We start from the raw sequence: 23,537 nt of genomic DNA, 5'->3' as shown, positions 1-23,537 counted from the left end.
CCGGATACGAGAGTGCTTTAATAGGGGAACCCTGTGGACGAGTTAAACCAGCGTATTGGAATACGCCTGCGTGAGTTGAGGCAACACTATGGATGGAGCCTTGATAAAGCAGCCCAGGAAACCACTGTCAGCAAAGCGATGCTGGGACAAATTGAGCGTTTTGAATCATCACCTACCGTTGCCACTCTTTGGAAAATTGCGAGCGGCTTTCGAGTTTCCTTTTCCTCTTTTTTAGAAGAACCTGCCGAGGAGTCAACCAAACTGTTTCTCGAAGGAAGTACCAGTGCCTGGGAGCACAGTGACGAGCTTATTAAAGTCACTCCGCTGTTTCCCTTCGACAGGCATTTGCATGTGGAAATATTCAAGATCGAACTACTCCCTGGCTGTGAGCAACATTCAGCAGGCCATGAGCCCGGCGTAATCGAACATGTTATTGTGATTGACGGCGCTTTAGATGTATTAATTGATCAGCAATGGAAGCGGCTTAATAAAGGAGAAGCAATCCGTTTTGCTGCCGATCATGTACATGGATATCGTAATTTAAGCGAAGAGACCGTTTATTTTCACAATATTATTCATTATCCCCACTCCGCCCCTGCATTAGAAAAATGCGTTTAATACTAAATAAACACTAGTTACAAACAAACAACTCCATAACGTAAAGATTCCATCAAGAATTTGTAGCCCTCTTTTTGGAGATACTGGCTATGCTATGATTAACATATACCGTACTTCAAGAGAATTACCACAATGTCAGGTACTACTACCCAGTCTAGCAGCGCTGAAACCGTCGAAACTGTTTCAACTCCGGCTCCCACTACAACAAGCCCCGAGCCAGAGAGTACAGTAGCCGCTCCTGCGCCAACTGCCAGCAGTGATACCGCTTCCAAAACCGAGGAAACGAATAAAAAAGCCGCTCAGGATAAAGAAGTTAATGCAGCGCTTGCCGCAGAAGCCGCCAAGGCAAAAACCACAATGGCCCCAGCACAGCCCGCCAATACCGCGGGCGTAAAAAAAGAAGATAAAGCAGCGCCTGCCGCGGAAGAATCTTTTTTTCATCAGGAAGTGGATAAAAATGCAGACCCCTGGATGCAGATGATTCAGGAATGGATGAACCTTATCAATGACCTCAATGCCCAGTTTACCGACTTTGCAGCAGATAAGATCAAAGGCGCTGCCGCTACCGGTAAAGCACTGGGAGGCCAGGCAGTTGATTCAATAGCCGCCCAGGTCACCAGCTTCTTCAACAAATTTAATAATAAGCAACCTGCTGAACTTCCACCCGGTCAAGAGGTCAAACCTAAACCGAATGAAGGCTTGGACCTGGATGCGGATCATGATATTACAATGGGGGTTGTAACCAGTCCTGAAAATGCCAACACAGGTGATGAACTTGATTTAGGTGAAACTAAGGCCCCAAAAGCAGATATGCCTTTGCCAACTCCTTCTCTACAGGAAAGTGCTTCCCTGTTGGAAGAGGATGATGAACTTTTTGAGATGAGCGAACTCCCCGAATCCCCAGAGGATATTCTTGGCAGTTCTTTTATGAATGAAGCCGATTTTCAGATTGGGGATCCTGTCAGCGCAGAAGCTGATGACAACAGTTCCTCGCTAATGACTTCCATAGACGATGACGCGGTGAAGAATTCAGAAGCGGAAGACGTACCCGATCTGCCTGCACCCACAGCTTAGATCAAAATAAATAGTTGTTTGCGCCGGCTACAGCATAAAAAATGGCTATGCTATGATTAATGAATATGATGTTTCTGACGAGATTTTAAAGAATGTCCGGATCTACCAGTAATACAGCGCAGACTGAAGAGAACAATAAAAAAGCTCGGGAAAATGAAGCCAATGCTGCGCTTGCAGCCGAAGCTTCCAAAGCAAAAATGGCAGTTGCCCCGGTGGCGCCTGCAAAAGGAGCTGCTCCAGAGAAAGACGATAAAGAAGCTCCTGCAGCAGAGGAAGGACATTTCTTTAGTGTAACTGTCGACAAGAATGCCGAGCCTATGCAGCAGGTGGTTCAGGAACTGCTGAATATGGTTCTTGAAATGAATCAAATGACCACTGATTTTGCAGAGACGAAACTAAAAGGTGCTGCTCAAGGCGCGAAAGAGCTCGGCGGGCAGGCTTTAGATGCCCTGAAGCCCAAACTCTTAAGCGGTCTGGATGCAATCAAGAATTTCGTCAATCCGCCTCCCAAACCCGCTGAACTTCCTCCTGGCCATGAAGCCAAGCCCACGCCTGATGCCGGGCTCTCGCTGGGCCCCAGGCACTCTATCACAATGGACGAAATGGAAGAGCCGGAGGATATTATTGGTTCTTCTTATTTATACAATTCCAGTGCTGATTTTTCAGATACTGGCGACAGCCCTGATCTCGGAGATACCCAGGCGCCTAAAGCGGATATGAGCTCGGTAATGCTCCACGATCCGGAACAGCAAAAGACCGTTGAGCTTACTGCGGAAAAGTTGCAGACCTGGTTAAATAAAGTGGATATCACCCCAGCTCCTGAAGGGGAAAACCCTTCTATCAAACTTGGAAAGCAGGGCTTGCAGCAAGCAAAGGATGTCATCAACTTTCTGAATACTCCGGCAGGCGATACCACCAAAGAGAAAGTTGCGGCTGAACTGATGCAGGCTGTGGAACAGGAAAAAGCCCGGGAAGAGATGCAGAGGGAAGAACTGCTGCAGCAACAGCGCCTGGCCGCTTTCCTTGTTCATATAGCACAACAGGATGAAGACAAGATTGCAGAAAGAAACATTCAGATTCAGGAAGCGATTGACCAGAAAATACAACAGGACAGACAACATCAACTGGCCGATACAGATTCTGCCTCTGTCAAAGCGGAAAAAGAAGCCGAACTGGATGCAAGGATTGATGCCTATGACGCTCAGATAGGCGAACTGCAACAATCAATCGATAGTCTTAATAAAGACATTGAAGCGACCAATAGGGAGATTGAGCGTTTAGAAAAGAATACCAAGACAATTGATGCAAAGCATGATGCCTACCAGGCTAGTGCCGACAAAGTAAAAAAATATGATCCCAAAGATCCGGCTGAACGGGCTAAAATCGAGAAGGGGCTCGCGGATTTGAAAAAAGAGATCGCAAAGGATATGGATAAGATCGCCGAAGAGGCAGGCACTGTATCCCCGGAACAAACCAAAGCGGATATTGCCAAGGTGAATGCTAAACAGGTGGAGGTAGCAGCCACGGAAGATATGCTTGCTGTTTACAAGGGCGAAAAATCGGCCTATAAGGCAGACGGCACCCCGACTTCTGACTTCAATGACACCGCGTATGTAGCGCCTAAAGGAAAAAGTATATTGAAAGGCGATGATGGCAGTCTTTATCTGGTTAATAAAGATGTCACCGATGTGAACAGTTTAAGCGCTTCGCAAAAGCAGCAGGCAAGCAGCGATTTTAATCGCGCCAAAGGCCAGATGACCAGTGTAGAGGATGTCATTAAAAATAACAGAAGCGGTGAGCATGGTTTAAATAACCAGCAATTAGGCGCCGCAAGACAAACACAGCAGACCCAGCTTAGCCAGCTGTCTGAAATGCGCATGCAGATACAAAAAGCACAGGAAGAAAAGACCCAGACCCAACAGGAACGAAATAATCTTAGAAATCCATCTCCTGCACCCGGCAATTCAAGACCTTTATCCAAAGCGGAAGTCGATCAGGCCACGACGGTATTTAACAAGATGCTTAACCGGGTCGCGGATAAATACAGTGATGGAGGTATACAGGCTCTGCAAAACCAGGTTGTTAATACTTTTGGAAAAAACCCGCAAACCGATGCCCTGCTTAAGCAGATTCCTCAGGGTCAGCCTATTGACCCAGCGAATATCAGACAATTAACCCAGCAATTCCGCTCCTGCGGCACGACACCTGATGCGTCCATGCAGGCAACGGCCGAGGCTGATCAGCAAAATCAGCAACGTGTCGGGCTTGGATGACGCACCCAAAGACGGTTTTTTTGATTCGCCCATCTTTATTTATTCAAGCGCCACTAACAAATCGCCATTAGGATTGTGACCGCATCTAGTGTATAATGTAAGCACAATTAATTACTACACTGCCGCAAGAATCCAAAAAGAGTGTTTTTTTGGCAAAAATGGGCTTATAGGCCTGCAGCTGTGCATCGTTTTCGTCCTGAACAAGGTTTTTTATGATTGAGAAGATAAGAAATATAGCCATCATCGCGCACGTGGATCATGGTAAAACGACATTGGTTGACAAATTATTGCAACAAACTGGTACGCTGAATGAGCGCGGACCTAAAGTGGAACGCGTCATGGACTCCAATGCCCTGGAAAAAGAACGGGGTATTACCATTCTGGCCAAAAACACCTGTGTTTACTGGCGTGATTATCAGATTAATATTGTTGACACCCCGGGGCACGCCGACTTTGGCGGCGAAGTGGAGCGAATTCTTTCTATGGTGGATAGTGTGTTGCTGCTGGTCGACGCCGTGGACGGTCCTATGCCGCAAACCCGTTTCGTCACTCAGAAAGCCTTTGCCCGTGGATTAAAGCCCATTGTCGTAATTAACAAAATTGATCGCCCCGGCGCTCGTCCCCATTGGGTTATGGATCAGGTATTTGATTTGTTTGACAATCTGGGCGCTACTGATGAACAGCTTGATTTTCCGGTAGTTTATGCTTCCGCTCTGAATGGCTATGCCATGCTGGAACTGGATGAGGAAGCCACTGACATGAATGCCTTGCTGGAAACCATCGTCGATCGCGTGGCTCCGCCAGACGTGGATGAGAACGGCCCCTTCCAGATGCAGATCAGTTCGCTTGATTACTCCTCCTATGTCGGAACCATTGGCATTGGCCGAATTACTCGCGGCAACATCAAGGCAAAATCACCGGTCAAAATCATTGATAAAGACGGCGCAATCCGCAGCGGTCGTCTGTTGCAGCTGCTTGGCTTTAAAGGTCTGGAGCGGGTTGAGGTCGAAGAGGCCAGTGCCGGCGATATTATCGCGGTAACCGGTATTGAGCAGTTAAATATTTCCGATACGCTCTGTGATCCTAATAACGTGGAAGCCTTAACGCCGCTGACAGTGGATGAGCCGACTATCAGCATGACCTTTCAGGTTAACGATTCTCCTTTTGCCGGTCAGGAAGGCAAGTTTGTAACCAGCCGCAAGATTCGCGAACGTCTGCAAACTGAATTGCTGCACAATGTCGCCCTGCGGGTGGAAGATACGGCAGATCCTGACAAGTTCAAGGTGTCAGGCCGCGGCGAACTCCATTTATCCATTCTCATTGAAAATATGCGCCGCGAAGGCTATGAGCTGGCCATTTCCAAACCGGAAGTGATTATGCGCGAAGAGGATGGGGTGATGCTGGAACCTTATGAACGCTTGACTGTTGACGTTGAAGAAACGCACCAGGGCAGCATTATGGAAAAACTTGGTGAACGGCGCGGAGAACTGCAGAATATGCTCCCCGATGGAAAAGGTCGTGTTCGCCTCGATTATCTGATCCCAACTCGCGGCCTGATTGGCTTTCACACCGAGTTCCTCTCCAGCACATCTGGTACTGGTTTGAACTATCACGTATATGACCACTATGGTCCCGCTTTCAAAGGCCGTCTCGGCAAACGGAACAACGGCGTGATGATTGCGAACTGTCAGGGGGCTGCGAGAGCGTTTGCTCTCTTTAACCTGCAGGAACGCGGCCGTTTATTCATCGAACCGCAAGTAATGTGTTATGAAGGTATGGTGGTTGGAATCCATTCCCGCGATAATGATTTGGTCGTGAATGTCACCAAGGAAAAACAACTGACCAATATTCGCGCCTCAGGCAGTGATGAGAATATTTTGCTGACGCCGCCAATAAAACTCAGTCTTGAACAGGCTCTGGAATTTATTGATGACGATGAATTGGTTGAGGTAACGCCGCAAACCATCCGAATCCGTAAAAAGGAATTGAAAGAAACCGATCGTAAACGCAGTTCTCGTGCTAATGTTGAAGAATAACATTTAATTTTGCCATTGAGATGATGAAGCAGAAATTTCAACGCGTAATTTTGTATGCACGTCAACACCGAGCCAATCAGGGGGTCAATGAAACCATACAGCGTTTGATTGATTTCCTGGCCAAGCAAGTTGAAACCTTTGTTGATACCGATACGGCAGACCATTTCGATACCGGTCTGCCGGTACTATCCCGAATTCATATGGGTAAAAAACAGGATTTAATCGTGGTCGTTGGCGGGGACGGCAGCCTGCTATCCGCCGCACGAATGGCCATCGGGGTTGATGTGCCGGTTATTGGTATTAACCGCGGACGGCTCGGATTCTTAACCGATATTCTTCCCTCTGAACTGGAGAAACAGATTAAACCTGTTCTTGACGGAGAATATTATGAAGAACGGCGCTTTTTACTGAGAACGCGAATCCATGACCAGGAAAATACCTACTTTCAGGGCAATGCCTTGAATGATGTGGTCTTAAGCCGTGGCAATGAAACCCATCTGATTGAATTTGACGTTTACATCAATCAGCAGTTTGTCAGCCATTACCGCTCAGACGGGATGATTCTGTCAACCCCTACCGGCTCCACGGCCTATTCATTATCCGCAGGCGGTCCCATTATGCACCCGCATCTTAATGCCATTGTATTAGTGCCGATGTTTTCTCACAGCTTAAGTTCGCGTCCACTGGTCGTGGATTCACAGGTTTCAATCGATCTGGTTATCAGTAACTCCAATGAGTCAGATCTGCGAATAAGCTGTGATGGTCATGAGTCAAGACTGGTTAAACCGGGGCAGCAAGTGAATATTGAAAAAAATGCGCAATGCCTGCGCCTCTTGCATCCGCTTGACTATCACTATTATGATACACTACGCATTAAATTGGGTTGGGAATCCAAGCATCAGGGATAAATCATGCTGACCACCTTACGCATCGAAAACTTTGCAATTGTACAATTACTGGAGCTTGATTTCGCCAGGGGAATGACTGCCTTTACCGGGGAAACCGGAGCGGGTAAATCCATTATGATTGATGCTCTGATGCTAGCCCTTGGTGAACGTGCCGACTCATCCGTAGTGAGACCTGGGGCCGAACGCTGCGACATCACTGCCGTTTTTGACTGCAGCGGGTCAAAAGACACGGAGCTTTGGCTGAAAGCCCATGAAATTGATTCAGATGGTGAGCTGGTTTTGCGTCGTCTGCTTTATGCCGAAGGCCGTTCAAAATCCTATATTAATGGCAATCAATTCCCATTACAGAAAATAAAAGAGCTCAGTGAAATGCTGGTTCATATTCACGGCCAACATCAGCATCAGACGCTCATGCAGCACGCAACCCATCGTCAGCATCTGGATCATTATGCCAACCACCCTGAGCTTCTGCAGAATGTGCAGCTTCATTACAAGCAGTGTCAAAAAATAAAGCAGGAACTCGAACAATTACAAAAACTCGAGAATCAGCAGGACCGTATAGATTTACTAGGATTTCAAATTGAAGAACTGGATAATCTGGAGCTTAAAGCAGGAGAAACAGACAGTCTGCATACTGAACATCAGCATTTGCATCATGCCAAGGATTATTTACTAAACGGCAATCAGCTTCTGCAAATTCTCGATGGCGATGAAAGCCCAAATGTAAGTCAGGCTTTACACCAGAGCCTACAGCTTCTGGCTGATTTGCCATCACAGCATCCCGCTATCCAGAATGCGCTTGAGCTGTTGCAAACCGCCTCGATTCAATGCGAAGAAGCACTGTCTGAAATAAAACAATTTGTCGAATCAGTGCAATTGGATCCTGAGCGCTTGCAGGAGGTTGAATCGCGCTTGGGTGCAATTCATCAGGCTGCCCGTAAATACCATGTTGAGCCAGAGCAGCTTGTCGCCCATGCAGAAAAGCTGAGAGAAGAAATCCGGCAATTAAAGGACGCCGAGCAAAGAACAGTAGAACTTGAGAAACAGTATCAGATTCACTTGCAGGCGTATCAGAAAGCCGCTGCTTTACTCAGCGAATCGCGCAGAAAGCATGCTGTACAGCTCGCCAAAGAAATTACCAGCATAATTCAGCAATTAGGGATGCCGAAGGGGTTCATTAGTATGGAAATCAGCACCCTTGATAAAATGCAATCTCATGGCCTGGATAAAGTGGAATACAAGGTTTGCACTAACCCCGGCATGACCCCTGATGCTCTGAACAAGATTGCTTCTGGTGGCGAATTATCGCGAATCAGCCTTGCGATTCAGATGATTACGGCCCAACGCGGCGCCACCCCTACATTATTATTTGATGAGGTGGATGTCGGCATTGGCGGCTCGACAGCCGCATTGGTAGGGCAATTACTTCGCAAATTAGGAGAGCGACTGCAAGTATTTTGTGTGACCCATCAACCACAGGTGGCCGCTTCAGCGCATCACCATTTTATGGTGCAAAAACACAGCGATGCACATCATACCTACTCGAACATTCTCCCGCTCAATGAGATAGAAAAAGTGAATGAAATAGCCCGTATGTTAGGCGGAATCACCATTACCGAGCAAACACGCTCGCATGCTCGTGAACTGCTGACGCAACACTCCTGAGCAAAGCGAAATGGAAAAGGATTTTCTATGAAACAGTTTATTTCACTGATTGAACGTTTACGATTTCTCTTTTTATTTTTTGTGCTGATAGCATTCTGTTTAGCAAAAACAATCCATGCGATTTATGCCGATTCTGCGGAAGGCCTGGCCAACCTCTTCTTCTTTTTGCTAATCGTTTCCAGTCTGTTTGTCATTGGAAATCGTTCCCTCAAACTTCTGGCAATATTGACAACAACCGCCGCCATAGAAATTCTGCTGGTTCTAATTGATTATCCCCAACTAAATACCATCCGCTCTTCCTTTGCTGCAATCTATTTTATGCTGATGTTCGCAGGTTGCCTGCGTTATACTTTTCGTGATAAGTCCATCAATATAACTACTTTATTCGGCTCTTTATGTGCCTACCTTTTTATCGGTCTAAGTTATGCCTATATTTATCTGATGCTTTCCAGCTTAAATCCTGGGGCTTTTTCAAACCTGGCCATGAATGAGGAAAATCTGGCCATCTATTACTCATTCGTTACATTAACCACTATAGGCTACGGCGATATTTTACCGCTGAGCCCTTTTGCTCAAACGCTCTCATGGTTTGAATCCTTTACCGGTCAGGCCTATCTGGCGATAGTAATTGGGCAGTTGGTAGGCCGCTATGTGGCAGACCGTATGAGTTCACAGGAGCATTAAAAAATGCGGTTGCTCCATAACTGGCAACCCGCTAAACTTGCGCCAGACAATTCGTCTCCCTTCGGGTGAATAGAAATTTACTGGAAATGCTTAATGAATCAGGAAACACGCCGCAGGATATTTAAGATCTTTCAATCCTTAAATCCACATCCAACCACTGAATTGATTTACCATTCACCTTTTGAGTTGTTAATCGCTGTTTTACTTTCAGCGCAAGCCACTGATGTCAGCGTCAACAAAGCGACTGCCAAGCTCTTCGCCGTCGCCAATACGCCGGAGTCCATTTTAGAGCTTGGAGAAGAGCGGCTTAAAGAGTACATCAAAACAATCGGCCTTTTTAATACCAAGGCGAAACACGTCATCGCCACCTGTGAGATTCTGGTTACACAATACCAAGGGGAAGTACCTGCTGAGCGTGCAGCATTGGAGAAGCTGCCTGGTGTAGGGCGAAAAACGGCCAATGTAATCCTCAATACCGCCTTTGGTCAGCCCACAATGGCAGTTGATACACACATTTTTCGTGTGGCGAATCGCACTGGAATTGCCCCCGGCAATACCCCTTTAGCAGTTGAAAATGCTTTATTAAAGCGTGTCGATAAGGAATTTATTCATGACGCGCATCACTGGCTTATTCTGCATGGCCGCTATACCTGTCAAGCGAGAAAGCCACGTTGCCCACAATGCCCTATTCGTCAATACTGTGAATATCCTGATAAAACCATCGAATCCGATTTTAAATGAAAATCAACCAGATACTAAGCAACTGATTCCATTCATGAGTATTAGGTAATTCAGCGAAAAATGAACGTCTTGCTCTGGTTATTTGCAGATTTTCCCCATAGAATGAAATTTCGGACTATTGCAGGAGAGCATTATGGGATGGATGGCCAGCGTTCAAAATTTGGGAACCACGGTTCAAAATTGGGGAAAAAGTCTGAACAATGCGCTGACTTCGTTGAGTAATAATAGCACATTGACAACGGTTGCAAAGGGATTGGGTAATTCAGCGCATAAAGTCGTTTCCTATGGGTTCAAACAAATGGCGGTCGCTCCTGATCTGGCATACAACCTCACCAATTCGTCAGTACGTTCAGTATACCATAATATGGCCTATATCCTGGGCCGTGATGTTGCTCCTTTGGTTGCGGCTAGTTTTATTAATAAATTAGCCGTCGAGCAATTGCAAGCCTTGTACACTGAGGACGAAGGGCAGCTGGTTAGTGTCAATACTGGGCTGACCCTCCTTATTGGTGGTCTCTATGTGCTGGGTTTCGTGTATCGTTCAAAAAAAAATGTCGAAACGACAACCCATATGCTAATGCACATTTCGGATGCCTCAAAAAAGTTTTCGACGGCAGGAAGTGAATTAAATGGCGCTTCATTCAGAGTAATGGCTCCCCCTGCTCAAGGGGCGGCGCCAATTCCGATGACCATTTGCCAACAGCAGAAATGTGGTTTCATGGAAAAATTCAAAGGTTCTATTGAAAACAGTATCACCTACTGGGCAACTCGGGGTCTGATCTGGGGGATTAGTTTCATTCCCTATGTTGGAGAGATGGTTTCTACCGTCTTATTAATTCTTTATGATGGCCAGTTTATTCTGGCGATGGCAATGCCTGAGCATTGTAACCGGCATATTACTGCCTATCTTGAGGAGAATTGGGAGCTAGCCGCCTCACTGGGAATAGGGTCGCGCGGCGTGGCCTTTGCCTTTGTTGAAGGGATTTTTTATTTAACCGGAATACCTCGTGAACACTATCAGGATGTAATGCTGAAATTTGCAGTATTGATGCAGATTGCCACTGCGACGCATATGAATCTTCCCCCTCCCGTTGATGAAACATCACGCTATGTGGTTGACCCGCTTTTACTTTTCGGTCGAGGCGTTTCTTTTGTGGATGGATTAATCATGGAAGGAGCCAAGAAAAAAATCCCCGAAATGTTAAAACAGCAGAAATCCACCTTTAATTGGGAGAAGGCAGGAGAGATTGTGCAAAACTGCTGGCATCATCCCTATCTGCAAAAGATAATCCCCTGGGTAGCACCCTCTATGTTCGTCAGTAAGGCAAGTTTTACCAATGACCCTCTGATTAAAGCAGACTGGATAGCGTTTAGAAAAGGCAGCCCGGCAGTGACAAAGGCTATCATCAAGACCCGAAAAAACCTGATAGTTTGGGCGGCCTCAAATGAGCCAGATATTTCAGCTAAAGCCTTACAGAAAATTAAGGGAATGCCTCCTTTTGTGACTAAAATAGCGATGGCTTCATTGTATAATCCATCTATTATGGAGCTTGTCTATCGTGCCCACTTTAACTTCTCAGCGATACCTCCGGGAGAAGAAGGACCACAGATTCATCTCAATGGGAATAAATTAAGAGAGATTGAATCCTCTGCCAAACAAGATAAAAAAGACGAAACCACTATAAAAGAAGTTGCCGCGCTGTCTGCCCCGCCGACCGCAGATCTTAAGTCACAAGAGCCTGCTGACGTAAAGGCAACCCAGCTAAAGGATTCTTCGATTGAGGTCTCAGCCAAAGCCTTGCGATCACGAGGCAAGTTCTCTGCTACGGCCCGAACCGAAGATCTCAGGCCCCTCTCATCCTCCGACTCCAGAAATACCGCCGAACGTGATAATCTTAAAGCAGTTTCTTTTTCTTGAAGAAATAAAGCATGGCCGCAGCTAAAAAGGCCATGCCGCATAAGACAGTGGGGTAGGCATAACGCCATTTTAGTTCAGGCATATAGTCAAAATTCATCCCATAAACCCCTACAATAAAGGTCAGTGGGATGAAAATACTGGCAAATAAGGTCAGTATTTTCATGGTTTCATTCATACGATTATTAAGCGTTGACAGATAGATTTCCAGCATGTTATTGGTCATTTCGCGCTGTAAATCAATTGCCTCCAAAAGCCGTAAACAGTGATCATGCAGATCGCGAAAATACATGTGATATTCCGCATTGATTAATTGTCCCTTACTCGAAATTAATAAATGGACAATATCACGGAGAGGAGCGATGATTTTACGAAGCAGCATGATACGGCGCTTGATTACATAAAGACTTTGCAAGGATATAGTTTGCGGATTCTCAATCAGCCTGTCTTCGATGGCGGTCAGTGATTGTTCAATTCCCTCCACATAATCAAAGAAATTATCCACCACCTGGTCCATCAAAAGGTAAGCCAGATAATCAACAACCTGATCACGGATTAAAGAGTTTTCCATGGCCAGGCGTTTGTACAGGGAAACCAGCTCTTCATCGTCACTCTCCCTAAAGGTGATCAGCAGATTTTCCTTGATAATAATACTGAATTGCTCGCTTTCTTCGCATTCCTGCTCTTTAGGCTTATCCATCATGCGAAAGACAATGAATAGGCCTTCATTGATGACATCCACTTTCGGCCGTTGATGAGTATTCATGATATCTTCAACAATCAGGGGATGTATCCCGAACACATTGCAGCAGTGATTTATTTTTTCAACATCCTGCAAACCGAAGATGTCAATCCAGACGGTTTTCTTTTCGTCAAGCGCTGCTTCTACAAGCTCCTGATCAAAGCCCTCGTGGCATTGATAATTGGATTCATCATAGATGTGTATAAATGCGCGTGTGGGTTTGGGCGGATTTTCACCGACATACACCGCTGATCCCGGCATCATGCCTCGTTTGGCGGAAGATTGCTTTCTGAAATGAACCATTTGTAATTCCCTGTGCAGAATATTGTAGTTTAAATGAGGAAAGGGTTTATTGGCAATTTAACTGACTTATCAAAACACAGCTATAGGAACTCTCGTAAAGACCGAATTCCCCGCTCTCAATAACTTGCAAAAATAATTGGTATAGTGTTATATTGCCGGGCACTTATTGGCACGGATGTGGGCAATGAGTGCTCTAAACGGTTTGAATTAGGGCGGTTGGCTCATGTCTTTTCCAATACAGCAACAGTCACGCAATTGCTTAATGCTGACAGTTTCCATGCTCACTTGTCTGATGCTGCTTATTAATGTGTCATTCAAGATTATCAATTTTGAGAGCATGTTAATCACCTCCAGCAGTGTGCTCTGCCCGCTGGTCGCCTGTTTTTATCTGGCCATTTTAAGCAAATGCAGCTTTGTGCAGCAACGTCATGCTCTCAATCAATCCTTGCTGACACTGTATCTCTTTTCGATAGGCATTTATATCCTCGTTAATCTGCCTGCCGCTGAGTATATGCGCGACAGCACTGCCTATCAGATTGTATTTGAGGACATTCCCAGGAAATTTTTCGCCTCTACTATTGCCTTTGCAGTCAGCTTTTATTTACCCCATCTTTACTGTTGTGCACGGCGCCCCGCAATACTCACCTCGCCCAAAAAACGCTTATTGCTTGTTTTATTCGGCGGTATTTCCTTTTTCTCATTTGATTTCCTTCTTTTATTCGCTGACCCGCATGTGGAAAGCTTTGGCCGTATGTATTTCGACTCCCTGATCATTTCGGCGAGTATTTTGCTTATTGCAGCGATTTTTTATTTAATAAGGCACCTGACTGCCAAACCTGCCTCTACCGATGTTCCTAATGAATCATTTTATTTTATTTCGCCCTGGTATCATTATCTGGTCAGCTTCGCTGTCACCGTTACATTGATTTCTCTATCCTGTGAATACCGCATTGTTTCATTTGGAAATGACTGGACTCTGACTGCCAGCGGCATTGTGTTTCCTTTAGTTATTATGGCCAGTAATTTGATCGGCGAGCTATATGGCTATAAAGCCAATCTGCTGCTGGCCTTGTTCATTATCCTGGCTGAACTGGTATTCGACGGCCTCTTAATGCTGGTGACTGTGCTGCCTTCACCGGATTTTTTTGATTTGACTCCCTTTTATGCCTTCACCATGCCAAGACGCATTCCAGCGACCATACTGACCTTATTAATAAGCCTCGCTGGAAATAGTTTTCTTCTTGAAAAACTGAAGCAGACAGGTTACGGCAGCAATCGGGGCTTACGTCTGCTGGTAGCCAATCTCATCGTCAATTCCTTGTTATGCCTGATAAACTACAGTTTGTTATTTGGCGGAATGTACCCTTTTGAACAGGTGTTTAATCTCGCCACCAATGCCTGGGTGTTAAAATTTATTCTCACCTTAATTGGTGTGCCTTTCGTACTATGGATTTATGAGCTGCTCAATTCGCAGATTGTGAGACGCAGAGATTCAAGCCTTCCTACAGCTTATTAATATCTTATAATCTGCCCTTAAAGTACTCTCTCCCTCAGGGAGAGAGTTAGAGAGAGGGTTAAAATCAACCCTCACCCTAGCCCTCTCCCAAACTTGGGAGAGGGGATTTCTCTCAATAGAATTTAGGAAAAGGTGATTTTATTCCATTCATCTTTTCTTAGGTCTTTTCCACCCATAAACTGTTTTTTGTCGATTTTCACTTAAGGTTAATTCATCCGCAGGCACATTTTTACGAATCGTACTACCAGCACCCACGGTTGCATTCCTCCCGACGGTCACCGGAGCGACTAATTGCGTATCCGAACCAATAAAAGCGCCGTCTTCAATGACTGTCTGATGTTTATTAGCACCGTCATAATTGCAAGTGATGGTACCTGCTCCAATATTCACATCCCTGCCAATGCGCGCATCCCCCACATAGCTTAAATGGCTGGCTTTGGAATGCTCATCAAATACAACATTCTTGGTTTCGACAAAATTACCAATTTTGCAGAAGCTGGCAAGCTCTGTTCCAGGTCTCAGGCGAGCGAATGGACCGATATGGCATTCGGCACCCAGTTCGCTTTTCTCAATCACACTATTAGGAAAAATTTCCGAACCTGCCCCAATATGGCTATCCCGAATCACACAATTAGGACCAATACGACAGCCATCACCCAAACTCACTTTACCAATAAACACGCAGTTGACATCGATTGACACATCCTTGCCACAAGTTAATTCACCGCGAATGTCGATACGACTAGCATCGGCGATGGATACACCTGCCAAAAGCAACTTCTCCGCCTGTCGCTGCTGCCATATTCTTTCCAGCTGCTGTAACTGCAGTGGCGTGTTAACACCCTGAATCTCAACCGGATCTCGGGCAGTTATGGATTGAACCATTTGTTCTTCCTGTACTGCCAAAGCAATAATATCCGTTAAATAATACTCTCCCTGAGCATTATTGCTATTCAGCATGGGCAACCAGCGCTTTAGATCCCCGGCGTTGGCACAGCAAATGCCGCTGTATATCTCCCTGATCTGCCGCTGCTGCTCACTGGCGTCTTTTTCTTCCACAATGCCGTAAATAGCAGTATTCTCATCGCGCAAAATACGTCCCAATCCAAAGGGATTATCGAGATTGGCCAGCAAGAGACTGAGTTGATTAAAACTGCCTGATTGCCGGATTAAATGGCCCAGCGTTTCAGAGCTTATTAAAGGAACATCCGCAGAAAGAATTAAAACCCGGGCTTCTTCGGGAATAAACGGCAAGGCCTGCATCACCGCATGACCGGTACCTAACTGCTTTTCCTGCAGAACCCAGTTCACCTCCAGTGAAGACAATGCTTCCCGAACATGGGTTCCTCCATTGCCATAAATAATATGTACCGCTTCAGGCTTAAGGCTTTGTGCCGCCTCTACCACCCATGACAACATGGGTTTGCCGGCAAGCTTATGCAGCACTTTGGGCGTAGAGGAATACATCCTCTTGCCCAAGCCGGCCGCCAGAATAATAACGTGTAAGGACATCTATGAATTCTCCTGTGAAAACAAGTGCTTTTAGTGTTTATTGCGGTTTTGAATTAAACACTCTGCATCCGTATTGCTAATCCTAAAATTACTGATATGATAAAAAATTGCAACTAAAAGGAGTAGTGCAATGACAATATTTTTAAAGATCATGCAGGATTATATCAAAGAACAAATGCATTTGTATGATGCGGACTCCAGAAAGAAATGGGCTCCAACAGCTGAACGCGCGAAACTGGCAGAAGATAAAAGAACCATTGCGGATACTTTAACCAGCCTGATTTGTGCCATTGGAAATGAAGAAGCAAAATCACAAATCAAAGAGCCAGTATCTGATGAGCCAGAAGAGCCATCGCTACAAGAAAAAGAGCCAGTTAATTCAGATATCCATAATGATGAAATTTATCTTGCCAAAATTTTAAAAATACTCGAAGACAAACAAATTGAGGCGAATGAAGAGGCCCGCCTGAAGAACATTGGCCCCGGGGACTTTAATAAGTTAGTTGTCAATATAAAAGAATTGGCGAGCGCTTATTTGAGAAAGCTGAAAAAGCTGGGATTAAATAATATACCTAACGATCAACCTAAAGACCCGCAACAGATATTTAATTATTTTATGGCTGATTATCTGTTTAAAAATACCCAGGCAGAAAGCAAAAATCCAACTCTGCTGCAAAGCGTTGCTTCCTTTTTCTTTACTGATAAAGTGAATAATCTGCAAATTGCCGCAGCTAAAGAACGACTGGTCGGTATCGCGGTAAATAATCTTTTTATCATGCTTGGAAGACCAGGTACAGATAAAATGAGAGATAACCCTGAAGGCAGAAAAATTGCCGTGAGCCTGCAATTAACCGCTCTGGAAAGTGGTAACGTACAGGTAATAAAAGACAATGGCGTGGGCCTTGATCTTCCTATTCATTATGTTGCTCCTTTAGGAACAGTCGGTATGGATAATAATATAGGGGTCTCTGAAGCCTATCTGAAAGAATGTATTAATAAAGCCAGAGAGGCAATGGGTATAGCCATACCAAAACCAGCATCGACAGAGGCCTCATCAGTTTATCAACCCTCGTGATCGGTTACAAATCGTTCGGGCATTCTCAGAGTGGCATCTGACCGGGACACGCCCTAGTAGTTGCTTAGCTCACCACATAAATTTTTCTCTACTGCCAGTTTAATATCAGCCACTGGCAGGTTTTTACTGAGCAGATAAAGCAATTTACAATGTGCGGCCTCCGGCGTCATATCATGGCCGCTGATTAAACCGGCATCTTTCAGGGTGTGACCGGTGGCGTACTGATTCATTTCCACATAGCCCTGCTGACACTGGGTGCAGTTAATAATAATGACATCGCGCCTGCAGGCTTCTTCCAGCATCTTCAAAAAGCGGGCATCGTTATTTTGCGCATTGCCAGCCCCATACGTTTCCAGAACCAGACCCCGCAGAGGCTGTTGCAAAAGAGCCTGCAGCACATCGGTGGAGAAGCCGGGGAACAGTCTGAAGTTGGCGATAAAATGCGGGCTGATGGTTTGCAGATGAAACTTTTTCTTAACCGGAGGCAAAATCAAATCCTGATTAATTTTTATATCAATGCCTACACTGGCGAGCAGCGGAAAGTTTGGAGAGGCAAAGGCCTCAAAATGCTGGGCTGAAATCTTCTGACTGCGATTGCCTCTGAGCAAACGCTGATTAAAATAAATACAAACCTCTGCAATGGGCTGATGTGCACAGAGCCATAAAGAGGTCAGAATATTGTCATAGGCATCATTCCTTACCTCCGACAAAGGGATTTGCGAGCCGGTGAGAATTACGGGTTTGCTGAGATTCTCGAGCATGAATGACAGGGCTGAGGCGGTATAGGCCATCGTATCGGTTCCATGAAAAATAACAAAGCCATCAAATTGTTCATAATGGGAAGCAATATCGCAGGCAATCTGATTCCAGTCGTTAAGAGTCATGTTGGACGAATCAAGCAAGGGAGAATATTCTTTGATCCGGTATTCAGGCATACTCGGATGCGTGAGCGCACTCATTTGTTGTAGAGCCTGCTCCACATACCCCTCGGCCGGTTCATAACCGTGATTGGTTTTGACACTGCTGATGGTACCGCCCGTATTGAGGATAAGAACTCGCTTTTTCATTATCAGCCTTGTTCGTAAAGTTCAAAAATCTGCAAAACAGCTATTATTTTAGTGTTGGAACCAAGTTAAATACAGTTTTATTTGCTCGGCTCGAAACTTTGTGAAAAAATCAGAGCATTAAGAGTTTAGTGTAAGTAGTTAGTCATGGTAATTGATCGTGCCGGGTACCGGCTGAATGTCGGTATCATTCTGGTGAACGACTCCGGCCGGGTTTTTTGGGGAAGGCGCCACGGGCATGATGCCTGGCAATTTCCGCAGGGGGGATTGGCTGCGGGCGAAACCTCTCTGGAAGCGATGTATCGCGAACTGAAAGAAGAAATAGGCCTGGATCGGGATGATATTGAGGTATTGGGTGTTACCAAACGCTGGTTGAAATATCGCTTGCCGAAACAGTATCTGCGGCATGGCAGCGACCCGCTGGTGATTGGGCAAAAACAAAAATGGTATCTTTTGCGACTTGTAACAAGTGAGCAGAAGCTTAGGCTGGATCTTAGTGACTCCCCTGAATTCGACAGCTGGCGCTGGATTGATTATCACGAACCGCAGGAACAGGTTATTTTTTTTAAACGGCAGGTATATGCCCAGGCAATGAAAGAGCTGGAGCATTTGTTAAGAAAACGACGCACGCCCTATGGCATTCGGCGAAAGCGAGGTAACCAAAGTCGATAAATGTTAAAAATACTCAAGCGAATAGTTCAGGATGTAACGACTGCCAGCCATTTAAACGATGCATTGTCCATTCTCGTCCAGCGCGTACGCAAAGCGGTCAGCGCGGATGCGGTATCCGTATTTCTGATTGATAACAAACATGCCGAATATGTGCTGGTAGCGACGGACGGCCTCAATAAAATGGCAGAGTATCGGGTTCGCGTGGCGCTTGATCGCGGCATTATCGGCCTGGTGGGAAGACGGGAAGAACCTATTAATCTTGAGGATGCGCCCAGTCATCCCGATTTTCATCAGAATCCCCTGATTGGCGAAGAACATTTAAAAGCGTTTCTGGGTGTGCCGATTATCCAGCATCGCAAATTGTATGGCGTACTGACCGTTCAACAAGCGGAAAAGCGTTGTTTTGATGATGCCGAAGAAGCCTTTCTTATCACCCTGGCAGCGCAGCTTGGCGGCATTATCGCCCAGGCTGAGGCCACAGGCGAGCTGGTTCAGATTACTCAGCCAAAACTCACCGGCGCAAAAAAACCGGAAGCTGTTCAGACCGCTCTCACCGGTGTGGGCAGTGTTCCGGGAGTAGGTATTGGCACCGCGGTTGTGGTTTATCCGCCGGCGGATATTGATGCAGTGCCCAGGCATAATGTCGACGACATTGAACAAGAGATAGCCACCTTTTTTGATGCCTTGCAAATTGCCCGACAGGACATGCAAAGACTTAGCAGACGAATGAAACATACGGTTGCTGAAGAAGAGCATGCATTATTCGATGTTTATATCCGTATTCTGGACAAAGACAGTTTAGGTACTGAAGTAGAAGATGTCATTCGTGCAGAAAAATTAAGCGCCCAAGCTGCACTTTCCAGCGTTATCAAAAAGCATGTCCAGCAGTTTGAAAGTATGGAGGATGATTATTTACGAGAGCGGGCCAGCGATTTCCGCGATCTCGGCCGTCGGGTTTTAGCAGAATTGCAGCGCACCCAGCGGGAAGAAATTGTTTATCCAAAACGAACCATTCTGGTAGGTGAGGAAATCACCGCCTCGGCTCTGGCAGAAGTTCCAGAGGGGCATTTAGCGGGAGTGGTTTCGGCAAAAGGAGCCAACAACTCGCATGTGGCCATTCTGGCGCGTGCGTTGGGCGTACCTACTGTGATGGGGGTTCGCGGTTTAAAAACTGAATATCTGATGGAACGTGCAATCATTGTAGACGGTTTTTTAGGCCATGTTTACATTTCACCCAATCGCACTGTGCTCGCTGAATTTAAAAAACTGGCACAGGAAGAACACGAGCTGAATCAGACCTTAATCAGCCTTCGCGACAAGCCGGCAGAAACTCTGGATAGCTATAAAGTATCCCTGCAAGTCAATACCGGGCTTGCGATGGATGCCGGTTTGTCAATGAGCGTTGGTGCGGAAGGGGTTGGCTTGTATCGCTCCGAAGTCCCATTCATGAGCCGCGATCGTTTCCCCTCCGAAGATGAACAATACATTATTTATCGACAAATTCTCAAAGCCTTCGCCCCGCGCTTTGTCACCATGCGCACTTTAGATATTGGCGGTGATAAAATACTCCCCTATTTTCCGGTAGAAGAGGATAACCCCTATCTTGGATGGCGAGGAATCCGCGTCACGCTTGATCACCCTGACGTGTTTCTGATGCAGATTAGAGCGATGATTCGCGCCAGCGAAGATCTGAACAATCTGCGGATAATGCTGCCGATGGTTACTACATTAAGCGAAGTTGAAGAGACTTCTCTGCTCATTGAACAGGCTTATCACGAGTTACTGGAAGAAGGTTGCCGTATTGAAAAGCCCAGACTCGGAGTAATGATAGAAGTACCTGCGGCCGTTTATCTTGCCAGAGAACTGGCGAAACGCGTGGACTTTCTATCGGTTGGCAGCAATGATTTGACGCAGTATCTGCTGGCAGTTGATCGCAATAATGCCCGGGTAGCGGGACTTTATGAATCCTTTCATCCTGCTATGCTAAGAACATTAATGCGCGTCGTTGAGGGCGGACACGCCGCCGGAGTTGAAGTCAGTATCTGCGGCGAAATGGCCAGCGACCCTCTGGCGGTCATGTTATTGCTGGCAATGGGATTTGACACCTTAAGCATGAACTCCACCAGCCTGCCGCGAGTAAAATGGATCATTCGCAATGTATCTTTAGCCAGTTGCCGTAAAATTCTGGCGGACGTGCTGGAAATGGAGCATCCGGCAGAAATCAAGCTCTATTTGCAAACGGCACTTGAAAATGAAGGCCTGGGTGGGTTAATCCGGGCAGGCAAGACGTGAGTGGTAGTTTATTCCTGAATGCCCTGTCTTATTGCTTGACGGGTCTGTTCGCAGGTTTAATGGCGGGGTTATTAGGCATTGGCGGCGGTATTATTGTTGTGCCGGCATTGTTTTTCCTTTTTGAACAAAATCCGGCAATCAGCAATGATCTGGCGCCTCATTTGGCAGTTGGCAGCTCACTGGCAGTGATGATTTTTAGTTCTTTAGCCGCAATCCGGGCTCATCATCAACGTGCCAATGTATCCTGGTCTGTTTTTAACCATATCTGGCCAGGTCTGGTCAGCGGTGTTATTCTGGCTGCCGTCATTGCGCGGATATTGCCGGCGGACTGGCTGAAAGCCTTTCTCGGAGTTTTTCTTCTTGGCGCGGCAATGCGCATGCGCAGGGGATTACCGTCCAGAGCAGAGGGCAGCTTTCCGGCCGCCTGGCTCAATCACTGTTTCAGCTTCCTTACCGGGCTAATTTCAGGTTTGTTGGGGATTGGCGGCGGCCTGATGATTGTTCCTTATCTGGCTTATTGTGGGGTGAATATAAAAAAAATTGCCGGGATATCCGCCCTTTGCACCCTGGCTGTGGGTGCAATTGGCTGTCTCGCTTTCACTATAGCAGGTTTAACTGATAGAGAGCTGCCTTATGGAGCCTATGGCTATGTGTATTGGCCAGCGGTAATTCCTATCGCCATAAGCAGCATTTTATTTGCGCCAGTGGGCGTGAGTTTAAATTATCGCTTGCCGGTAAAACGCTTAAACATTATTTTTATTATCATGCTGATGGTGACCGCTGTAAATTTACTTTGGGACTTTGTTTAAACCTATAATTGAGGAAAACATGCTGACTTATCCCGTTATTAATCCTGTTGCGTTTACGCTGGGTCCAGTGAAGGTTCATTGGTATGGTTTAATGTATTTGCTTGGATTCTTTATGGCCTGGGCTCTTGCCCGCTTGCGCGTTAAGCTCTATCGCCTGGACTGGAGTAATGAGCAGGTAAGCGATTTAATTTTTTACGCAGCGCTTGGCGTTATTATTGGCGGTCGTGTAGGCTATATGCTTTTTTATAACACGCATCAGCTATTAAGTACCCCCTGGGCTTTGTTCAAGCTCTGGGAAGGTGGAATGTCGTTTCATGGCGGATTGATTGGAGTGGCTGTGGCTTTATGGTTATTTGCACGCCGCAGTAAAAAACCTTTTCTCGAGGTTGCCGACTTCATTGCCCCGCTTGTGCCATTAGGTCTTGCCGCGGGGCGCGCCGGGAATTTTATCAATGGTGAATTATGGGGACGGGTAACTGATGTGCCCTGGGCAATGATTTTCCCGGGAAGCGATGGCCAGCCGCGTCATCCATCCCAGCTTTATGAGCTTGGGCTAGAGGGTATTGTACTTTTCATTGTAGTCTGGTTATATGCAGCTAAAAAACGTCCGGCAGGCTGTGTATCCGCGATATTTTTAATCGGATATTCACTTTGTCGTATTTTTGCGGAATTTTTCCGCGAACCAGATATACAACTTGGTTATTTGGCATTTGATTCGCTAACCATGGGACAGCTATTGTCCATTCCCATGTTGTTAGCCGGATTATGGTTATGGTGGGTAAAACAATGCAAACCTATTTGAATCTATTAGAACATATTTTAAAAAACGGCACCGAAAAAACTGATCGTACCGGCACCGGCACTTTATCGGTATTTGGGTATCAGATGCGCTTTGATCTGCGCCAGGGCTTTCCTTTGGTCACCACTAAAAAACTGCATACCCGCAGCATTATTCACGAGTTACTGTGGTTTCTGAAAGGCGACACCAATATCGCCTATCTTAATAAAAATGGCGTGAGCATCTGGGATGAATGGGCTGACAGTAATGGCGATCTGGGGCCTGTTTATGGCCGCCAATGGCGAAGCTGGCCTTCTGCCAATGGTGAAACGATTGATCAGCTCAGTGAAGTTCTTCAGCAAATTCAAAGCAACCCGGACTCCAGACGGTTACTGGTCAGTGCCTGGAATGTGGGCGAGCTTGATAAAATGGCATTGATGCCCTGTCATGCACTCTTTCAGTTTTATGTGGCGAATGGCCATCTATCCTGTCAGCTTTACCAGCGCTCGGCTGACGTGTTTTTAGGCGTCCCTTTCAATATCGCCTCCTACGCTCTCTTAACTCATATGGTGGCGCAGCAGACCGGGCTTCTGCCTGGCGAATTTATCTGGACCGGCGGTGACTGCCATCTTTATCTCAATCATTTGGAGCAGGCACAAACGCAATTACAAAGAACGCCTTATCCTTTACCACAATTGGAAATCAAGCGCAAACCGGACTCTTTGTTTGAATATCGTTTTGAGGATTTTGAAATTGTGAACTATCAGTTCCACCCGCTGATTAAAGCGCCGATTGCGGTATAGGCGGTGTCACTCCGCACAGGCACGTGTTGGCATTAACTTAAGAGAAAATCCCCTCTC

19 protein-coding genes are annotated in these 23,537 nt (G+C 46.2%); 16 read left to right on the top strand and 3 right to left on the bottom strand.

The window, feature by feature from the left end:
* The first annotated feature begins 33 nt into the window (after positions 1-33).
* The 9 genes from DYH61_RS00470 to DYH61_RS00430 all read left to right on the top strand — a co-directional run bounded on the left by DYH61_RS00470 (position 34) and on the right by DYH61_RS00430 (position 11,917).
* A complete protein-coding gene (locus tag DYH61_RS00470) occupies positions 34-618 on the top strand; it encodes a helix-turn-helix domain-containing protein (RefSeq protein ID WP_058506834.1) in 585 nt (194 codons plus the stop codon).
* A gap of 132 nt (positions 619-750) precedes the next feature.
* On the top strand, positions 751-1,692 hold the full coding sequence (locus DYH61_RS00465) for a hypothetical protein (protein WP_058506835.1): 942 nt from the start codon (positions 751-753) through the stop codon (positions 1,690-1,692).
* Positions 1,693-1,784: 92 nt separating this feature from the next.
* The gene (locus DYH61_RS00460; protein WP_058506836.1) at positions 1,785-3,965 is read left to right on the top strand and encodes a hypothetical protein; all 2,181 of its coding nucleotides are present in this window, start codon (positions 1,785-1,787) and stop codon (positions 3,963-3,965) included.
* Between the two features lie 212 nt (positions 3,966-4,177).
* A complete protein-coding gene (typA, locus tag DYH61_RS00455; protein ID WP_058506837.1) occupies positions 4,178-6,001 on the top strand; it encodes a translational GTPase TypA in 1,824 nt (607 codons plus the stop codon).
* Positions 6,002-6,024: 23 nt separating this feature from the next.
* Positions 6,025-6,909: an NAD(+) kinase gene (locus tag DYH61_RS00450; RefSeq protein ID WP_058506838.1), complete on the top strand. Its 885-nt coding sequence runs from the start codon at positions 6,025-6,027 to the stop codon at positions 6,907-6,909.
* Between the two features lie 3 nt (positions 6,910-6,912).
* The gene (gene recN, locus DYH61_RS00445) at positions 6,913-8,574 is read left to right on the top strand and encodes a DNA repair protein RecN (protein ID WP_058506839.1); all 1,662 of its coding nucleotides are present in this window, start codon (positions 6,913-6,915) and stop codon (positions 8,572-8,574) included.
* A gap of 27 nt (positions 8,575-8,601) precedes the next feature.
* Positions 8,602-9,258, top strand: coding sequence for a potassium channel family protein (locus DYH61_RS00440; RefSeq protein ID WP_058506840.1), 657 nt, complete (start codon positions 8,602-8,604; stop codon positions 9,256-9,258).
* 93 nt (positions 9,259-9,351) lie between these two features.
* Positions 9,352-9,999 carry an endonuclease III gene (gene nth / locus DYH61_RS00435; protein WP_058506841.1) on the top strand — a complete coding sequence of 216 codons (648 nt, stop codon included), beginning with the start codon at positions 9,352-9,354 and terminating at the stop codon, positions 9,997-9,999.
* Positions 10,000-10,132: 133 nt separating this feature from the next.
* Positions 10,133-11,917, top strand: a complete 1,785-nt coding sequence (locus DYH61_RS00430) for a hypothetical protein (protein ID WP_058506842.1) — start codon at positions 10,133-10,135, stop codon at positions 11,915-11,917.
* On the opposite strand, the gene corA is transcribed toward DYH61_RS00430, so the two are convergent.
* On the bottom strand, positions 11,895-12,959 hold the full coding sequence (gene corA / locus DYH61_RS00425; protein ID WP_058506843.1) for a magnesium/cobalt transporter CorA: 1,065 nt from the start codon (positions 12,957-12,959) through the stop codon (positions 11,895-11,897). The two genes, DYH61_RS00430 and corA, sit on opposite strands and share 23 nt — an antisense overlap.
* Before the next feature lie 223 nt (positions 12,960-13,182).
* Between corA and DYH61_RS00420 the strand changes: the two genes are divergently transcribed.
* The gene (locus DYH61_RS00420; RefSeq protein WP_058506844.1) at positions 13,183-14,475 is read left to right on the top strand and encodes a VUT family protein; all 1,293 of its coding nucleotides are present in this window, start codon (positions 13,183-13,185) and stop codon (positions 14,473-14,475) included.
* Between the two features lie 147 nt (positions 14,476-14,622).
* Here DYH61_RS00420 and glmU read toward each other — a convergent pair whose 3' ends face one another.
* Positions 14,623-15,987: a bifunctional UDP-N-acetylglucosamine diphosphorylase/glucosamine-1-phosphate N-acetyltransferase GlmU gene (glmU, locus tag DYH61_RS00415; protein ID WP_058506845.1), complete on the bottom strand. Its 1,365-nt coding sequence runs from the start codon at positions 15,985-15,987 to the stop codon at positions 14,623-14,625.
* Between the two features lie 130 nt (positions 15,988-16,117).
* Here glmU and DYH61_RS00410 point away from each other — a divergent pair, with 130 nt between their 5' ends.
* Positions 16,118-17,062: a hypothetical protein gene (locus tag DYH61_RS00410; RefSeq protein WP_058506846.1), complete on the top strand. Its 945-nt coding sequence runs from the start codon at positions 16,118-16,120 to the stop codon at positions 17,060-17,062.
* A gap of 53 nt (positions 17,063-17,115) precedes the next feature.
* Here DYH61_RS00410 and ansA read toward each other — a convergent pair whose 3' ends face one another.
* Positions 17,116-18,129 carry an asparaginase gene (gene ansA, locus DYH61_RS00405; protein ID WP_058506847.1) on the bottom strand — a complete coding sequence of 338 codons (1,014 nt, stop codon included), beginning with the start codon at positions 18,127-18,129 and terminating at the stop codon, positions 17,116-17,118.
* Between the two features lie 144 nt (positions 18,130-18,273).
* Between ansA and DYH61_RS00400 the strand changes: the two genes are divergently transcribed.
* From DYH61_RS00400 to thyA, 5 genes are read left to right on the top strand one after another with little or no spacing between them, the layout of a single operon-like run.
* Complete coding sequence (locus DYH61_RS00400) at positions 18,274-18,798, top strand: RNA pyrophosphohydrolase (protein WP_058506848.1); 525 nt, start codon at positions 18,274-18,276, stop codon at positions 18,796-18,798.
* Positions 18,799-21,090 carry a phosphoenolpyruvate--protein phosphotransferase gene (ptsP, locus tag DYH61_RS00395; RefSeq protein WP_058506849.1) on the top strand — a complete coding sequence of 764 codons (2,292 nt, stop codon included), beginning with the start codon at positions 18,799-18,801 and terminating at the stop codon, positions 21,088-21,090.
* On the top strand, positions 21,087-21,899 hold the full coding sequence (locus tag DYH61_RS00390) for a sulfite exporter TauE/SafE family protein (protein ID WP_058506850.1): 813 nt from the start codon (positions 21,087-21,089) through the stop codon (positions 21,897-21,899). Before ptsP ends, DYH61_RS00390 begins: the two co-directional genes overlap by 4 nt.
* A 19-nt stretch (positions 21,900-21,918) precedes the next feature.
* Positions 21,919-22,701, top strand: coding sequence for a prolipoprotein diacylglyceryl transferase (gene lgt / locus DYH61_RS00385; protein WP_058506851.1), 783 nt, complete (start codon positions 21,919-21,921; stop codon positions 22,699-22,701).
* Positions 22,686-23,480: a thymidylate synthase gene (gene thyA, locus DYH61_RS00380; protein ID WP_058507302.1), complete on the top strand. Its 795-nt coding sequence runs from the start codon at positions 22,686-22,688 to the stop codon at positions 23,478-23,480. Before lgt ends, thyA begins: the two co-directional genes overlap by 16 nt.
* The last annotated feature ends 57 nt before the right edge of the window (positions 23,481-23,537 follow it).

The organism is Legionella quinlivanii (assembly GCF_900461555.1).
Classification (GTDB): Bacteria; Pseudomonadota; Gammaproteobacteria; order Legionellales; family Legionellaceae; genus Legionella_C; species Legionella_C quinlivanii.
This window is presented reverse-complemented; position numbering and strand designations above follow the sequence as displayed.

Excerpts from the sequence above, each read along its gene's own strand:
- DYH61_RS00410 (WP_058506846.1), top strand. The coding sequence starts at position 16,118 with ATGACAATATTTTTAAAGATCATGCAGGATTATATCAAAGAACAAATG.
- DYH61_RS00450 (WP_058506838.1), top strand. The coding sequence starts at position 6,025 with ATGAAGCAGAAATTTCAACGCGTAATTTTGTATGCACGTCAACACCGA.
- ptsP (WP_058506849.1), top strand. The coding sequence starts at position 18,799 with ATGTTAAAAATACTCAAGCGAATAGTTCAGGATGTAACGACTGCCAGC.
- lgt (WP_058506851.1), top strand. The coding sequence starts at position 21,919 with ATGCTGACTTATCCCGTTATTAATCCTGTTGCGTTTACGCTGGGTCCA.
- ansA (WP_058506847.1), bottom strand. The coding sequence starts at position 18,129 with ATGAAAAAGCGAGTTCTTATCCTCAATACGGGCGGTACCATCAGCAGT.
- recN (WP_058506839.1), top strand. The coding sequence starts at position 6,913 with ATGCTGACCACCTTACGCATCGAAAACTTTGCAATTGTACAATTACTG.
- nth (WP_058506841.1), top strand. The coding sequence starts at position 9,352 with ATGAATCAGGAAACACGCCGCAGGATATTTAAGATCTTTCAATCCTTA.
- DYH61_RS00465 (WP_058506835.1), top strand. The coding sequence starts at position 751 with ATGTCAGGTACTACTACCCAGTCTAGCAGCGCTGAAACCGTCGAAACT.
- DYH61_RS00420 (WP_058506844.1), top strand. The coding sequence starts at position 13,183 with ATGTCTTTTCCAATACAGCAACAGTCACGCAATTGCTTAATGCTGACA.
- DYH61_RS00460 (WP_058506836.1), top strand. The coding sequence starts at position 1,785 with ATGTCCGGATCTACCAGTAATACAGCGCAGACTGAAGAGAACAATAAA.
- DYH61_RS00440 (WP_058506840.1), top strand. The coding sequence starts at position 8,602 with ATGAAACAGTTTATTTCACTGATTGAACGTTTACGATTTCTCTTTTTA.
- DYH61_RS00400 (WP_058506848.1), top strand. The coding sequence starts at position 18,274 with ATGGTAATTGATCGTGCCGGGTACCGGCTGAATGTCGGTATCATTCTG.
- DYH61_RS00430 (WP_058506842.1), top strand. The coding sequence starts at position 10,133 with ATGGGATGGATGGCCAGCGTTCAAAATTTGGGAACCACGGTTCAAAAT.
- thyA (WP_058507302.1), top strand. The coding sequence starts at position 22,686 with ATGCAAACCTATTTGAATCTATTAGAACATATTTTAAAAAACGGCACC.
- corA (WP_058506843.1), bottom strand. The coding sequence starts at position 12,959 with ATGGTTCATTTCAGAAAGCAATCTTCCGCCAAACGAGGCATGATGCCG.
- typA (WP_058506837.1), top strand. The coding sequence starts at position 4,178 with ATGATTGAGAAGATAAGAAATATAGCCATCATCGCGCACGTGGATCAT.
- glmU (WP_058506845.1), bottom strand. The coding sequence starts at position 15,987 with ATGTCCTTACACGTTATTATTCTGGCGGCCGGCTTGGGCAAGAGGATG.